This is a genomic window from Pseudomonas sp. SLFW (genome assembly GCF_009905615.1).
Classification (GTDB): domain Bacteria; phylum Pseudomonadota; class Gammaproteobacteria; order Pseudomonadales; family Pseudomonadaceae; genus Aquipseudomonas; species Aquipseudomonas bambusae.
Map to the genome: position 1 here is coordinate 1 of NZ_JAAAKW010000048.1, position 5,196 is coordinate 5,196.

The following is a 5,196-nucleotide window of genomic DNA, read 5'->3' on the forward strand; positions in this document are numbered from 1 at the left end:
GGTATGTGATCAGGTCGTTCGTCTGTGCTGCAAACTTTCGGTTGCTGTCGTCTTCACAGTCACCGCAATCTGATGCCCTCTCGGGTCGCAGATTGCTTGGGTGTTATATGGTCAAGCCTCACGGGCAATTAGTATTGGTTAGCTCAACGCCTCACAGCGCTTACACACCCAACCTATCAACGTCGTAGTCTTCGACGGCCCTTCAGGGAACTCAAGGTTCCAGTGAGATCTCATCTTGAGGCAAGTTTCCCGCTTAGATGCTTTCAGCGGTTATCTTTTCCGAACATAGCTACCCGGCAATGCCACTGGCGTGACAACCGGAACACCAGAGGTTCGTCCACTCCGGTCCTCTCGTACTAGGAGCAGCCCCTCTCAAATCTCAAACGTCCACGGCAGATAGGGACCGAACTGTCTCACGACGTTCTAAACCCAGCTCGCGTACCACTTTAAATGGCGAACAGCCATACCCTTGGGACCGGCTTCAGCCCCAGGATGTGATGAGCCGACATCGAGGTGCCAAACACCGCCGTCGATATGAACTCTTGGGCGGTATCAGCCTGTTATCCCCGGAGTACCTTTTATCCGTTGAGCGATGGCCCTTCCATACAGAACCACCGGATCACTAAGACCTACTTTCGTACCTGCTCGACGTGTCTGTCTCGCAGTCAAGCGCGCTTTTGCCTTTATACTCTACGACCGATTTCCGACCGGTCTGAGCGCACCTTCGTACTCCTCCGTTACTCTTTAGGAGGAGACCGCCCCAGTCAAACTACCCACCATACACTGTCCTCGATCCGGATAACGGACCTGAGTTAGAACCTCAAAGTTGCCAGGGTGGTATTTCAAGGATGGCTCCACGCAAACTGGCGTTCACGCTTCAAAGCCTCCCACCTATCCTACACAAGCAAATTCAAAGTCCAGTGCAAAGCTATAGTAAAGGTTCACGGGGTCTTTCCGTCTAGCCGCGGATACACTGCATCTTCACAGCGATTTCAATTTCACTGAGTCTCGGGTGGAGACAGCGCCGCCATCGTTACGCCATTCGTGCAGGTCGGAACTTACCCGACAAGGAATTTCGCTACCTTAGGACCGTTATAGTTACGGCCGCCGTTTACCGGGGCTTCGATCAAGAGCTTCGCGTTAGCTAACCCCATCAATTAACCTTCCGGCACCGGGCAGGCGTCACACCCTATACGTCCACTTTCGTGTTTGCAGAGTGCTGTGTTTTTAATAAACAGTCGCAGCGGCCTGGTATCTTCGACCGGCATGGGCTTACGGAGCAAGTCCTTCACCCTCACCGGCGCACCTTCTCCCGAAGTTACGGTGCCATTTTGCCTAGTTCCTTCACCCGAGTTCTCTCAAGCGCCTTGGTATTCTCTACCCAACCACCTGTGTCGGTTTGGGGTACGGTTCCTGGTTACCTGAAGCTTAGAAGCTTTTCTTGGAAGCATGGCATCAACCACTTCGTGTTCTAAAGAACACTCGTCATCAGCTCTCGGCCTTGAAATCCCGGATTTACCTAAGATCTCAGCCTACCACCTTAAACCTGGACAACCAACGCCAGGCTGGCCTAGCCTTCTCCGTCCCTCCATCGCAATAACCAGAAGTACAGGAATATTAACCTGTTTTCCATCGACTACGCTTTTCAGCCTCGCCTTAGGGACCGACTAACCCTGCGTCGATTAACGTTGCGCAGGAAACCTTGGTCTTTCGGCGTGGGTGTTTTTCACACCCATTGTCGTTACTCATGTCAGCATTCGCACTTCTGATACCTCCAGCAAGCTTCTCAACTCACCTTCACAGGCTTACAGAACGCTCCTCTACCGCATCACCAAAGGTGATACCCGTAGCTTCGGTGCATGGTTTGAGCCCCGTTACATCTTCCGCGCAGGCCGACTCGACTAGTGAGCTATTACGCTTTCTTTAAAGGGTGGCTGCTTCTAAGCCAACCTCCTAGCTGTCTAAGCCTTCCCACATCGTTTCCCACTTAACCATGACTTTGGGACCTTAGCTGACGGTCTGGGTTGTTTCCCTTTTCACGACGGACGTTAGCACCCGCCGTGTGTCTCCCATGCTCGGCACTTGTAGGTATTCGGAGTTTGCATCGGTTTGGTAAGTCGGGATGACCCCCTAGCCGAAACAGTGCTCTACCCCCTACAGTGATACATGAGGCGCTACCTAAATAGCTTTCGAGGAGAACCAGCTATCTCCGAGCTTGATTAGCCTTTCACTCCGATCCACAGGTCATCCGCTAACTTTTCAACGGTAGTCGGTTCGGTCCTCCAGTCAGTGTTACCTAACCTTCAACCTGCCCATGGATAGATCGCCCGGTTTCGGGTCTATTCCCAGCGACTAGACGCCCTATTAAGACTCGCTTTCGCTACGCCTCCCCTATTCGGTTAAGCTCGCCACTGAAAATAAGTCGCTGACCCATTATACAAAAGGTACGCAGTCACCCAACAATGTGGGCTCCCACTGCTTGTACGCATACGGTTTCAGGATCTATTTCACTCCGCTCTCCGCGGTTCTTTTCGCCTTTCCCTCACGGTACTGGTTCACTATCGGTCAGTCAGTAGTATTTAGCCTTGGAGGATGGTCCCCCCATGTTCAGACAAGGTTTCTCGTGCCCCGTCCTACTCGATTTCATTGACAAGAGATTTTCGCGTACAGGGCTATCACCCACTATGGCCGCACTTTCCAGAGCGTTCCGCTAATCTCAAATCAACTTAAGGGCTGGTCCCCGTTCGCTCGCCACTACTAAGGGAATCTCGGTTGATTTCTTTTCCTCAGGGTACTTAGATGTTTCAGTTCCCCTGGTTCGCTCCATGCACCTATGTATTCAGTGCAAGGTAACCATCTTGTGATGGCTGGGTTCCCCCATTCAGACATCTCCGGATCACAGTCTGTTTGCCGACTCCCCGAAGCTTTTCGCAGGCTACCACGTCTTTCATCGCCTCTGACTGCCAAGGCATCCACCGTATGCGCTTCTTCACTTGACCATATAACCCCAAGCAATCTGGTTATACTGTGAAGACGACATTCGCCGAAAGTTTGCATTTCACAAACTTTACCTTAGCCTGGACACGCACCAGTGAAAGAGGTGCCCAGTCTATCTTTCTATCACATACCCGAATTTTTAAAGAACGATTCTGACAAAGATCAGAAATCAACATTCAGCCTTCATCCGAAGGAAATGCTCATTTCTAAGCTTTAGCATGACAACTGTCTGTACCACCGAAAACCGGTATGGTGGAGCCAAGCGGGATCGAACCGCTGACCTCCTGCGTGCAAGGCAGGCGCTCTCCCAGCTGAGCTATGGCCCCGTATCGCTACAGGGTGCACCGGTAATTGGTGGGTCTGGGCAGATTCGAACTGCCGACCTCACCCTTATCAGGGGTGCGCTCTAACCAACTGAGCTACAGACCCAATCGTCTTCTTCAATGAATCAAGCAATTCGTGTGGGAACTTGTGAAGAAGCTGAGTCTTCGATTAAGGAGGTGATCCAGCCGCAGGTTCCCCTACGGCTACCTTGTTACGACTTCACCCCAGTCATGAATCACACCGTGGTAACCGTCCCCCCGAAGGTTAGACTAGCTACTTCTGGTGCAACCCACTCCCATGGTGTGACGGGCGGTGTGTACAAGGCCCGGGAACGTATTCACCGCGACATTCTGATTCGCGATTACTAGCGATTCCGACTTCACGCAGTCGAGTTGCAGACTGCGATCCGGACTACGATCGGTTTTATGGGATTAGCTCCACCTCGCGGCTTGGCAACCCTTTGTACCGACCATTGTAGCACGTGTGTAGCCCAGGCCGTAAGGGCCATGATGACTTGACGTCATCCCCACCTTCCTCCGGTTTGTCACCGGCAGTCTCCTTAGAGTGCCCACCTTAACGTGCTGGTAACTAAGGACAAGGGTTGCGCTCGTTACGGGACTTAACCCAACATCTCACGACACGAGCTGACGACAGCCATGCAGCACCTGTCTCAGTGTTCCCGAAGGCACCAAACCATCTCTGGTAAGTTCACTGGATGTCAAGGCCTGGTAAGGTTCTTCGCGTTGCTTCGAATTAAACCACATGCTCCACCGCTTGTGCGGGCCCCCGTCAATTCATTTGAGTTTTAACCTTGCGGCCGTACTCCCCAGGCGGTCAACTTAATGCGTTAGCTGCGCCACTAAAATCTCAAGGATTCCAACGGCTAGTTGACATCGTTTACGGCGTGGACTACCAGGGTATCTAATCCTGTTTGCTCCCCACGCTTTCGCACCTCAGTGTCAGTATGAGCCCAGGTGGTCGCCTTCGCCACTGGTGTTCCTTCCTATATCTACGCATTTCACCGCTACACAGGAAATTCCACCACCCTCTGCCCTACTCTAGCTTGCCAGTTTTGGATGCAGTTCCCAGGTTGAGCCCGGGGATTTCACATTCAACTTAACAAACCACCTACGCGCGCTTTACGCCCAGTAATTCCGATTAACGCTTGCACCCTCTGTATTACCGCGGCTGCTGGCACAGAGTTAGCCGGTGCTTATTCTGTCGGTAACGTCAAAATTGCAGAGTATTAATCAGCAACCCTTCCTCCCAACTTAAAGTGCTTTACAATCCGAAGACCTTCTTCACACACGCGGCATGGCTGGATCAGGCTTTCGCCCATTGTCCAATATTCCCCACTGCTGCCTCCCGTAGGAGTCTGGACCGTGTCTCAGTTCCAGTGTGACTGATCATCCTCTCAGACCAGTTACGGATCGTCGCCTTGGTGAGCCATTACCTCACCAACTAGCTAATCCGACCTAGGCTCATCTGATAGCGTGAGGTCCGAAGATCCCCCACTTTCTCCCGTAGGACGTATGCGGTATTAGCGTTCCTTTCGAAACGTTGTCCCCCACTACCAGGCAGATTCCTAGGCATTACTCACCCGTCCGCCGCTGAATCAGGGAGCAAGCTCCCTTCATCCGCTCGACTTGCATGTGTTAGGCCTGCCGCCAGCGTTCAATCTGAGCCATGATCAAACTCTTCAGTTCAATACTGCAATCGGGTTTTGAGAAAACCCTATAAACTTGGCTCAGCAATCGTTGGTTAAACCATGATTTCTCGTGGAGTAACTTGCGATGCTGATAATCAGTTGACTTCAGTCTTACAGCACAAGCACCCACACGAATTGCTTGATTCAATTGTTAAAGAGCGGTTGGT

Annotated in this window: 2 tRNA genes and 2 rRNA genes; all 4 read right to left on the reverse strand. The window is 52.0% G+C overall.

Annotated features, from left to right (window positions below):
* Positions 1-107 precede the first annotated feature (107 nt).
* Positions 108-2,999: ribosomal RNA gene (locus tag GVN17_RS29395) — 23S ribosomal RNA — on the reverse strand.
* 248 nt (positions 3,000-3,247) lie between these two features.
* Positions 3,248-3,323 (reverse strand) — tRNA-Ala (locus GVN17_RS29400).
* A 26-nt stretch (positions 3,324-3,349) separates the two neighbouring features.
* Positions 3,350-3,426 (reverse strand) — tRNA-Ile (locus GVN17_RS29405).
* Positions 3,427-3,490: 64 nt separating this feature from the next.
* Positions 3,491-5,027, reverse strand: a 16S ribosomal RNA gene (locus GVN17_RS29410).
* The 16S and 23S rRNA genes sit together here with 2 tRNA genes alongside, the layout of an rRNA operon.
* Positions 5,028-5,196: the final 169 nt, after the last annotated feature.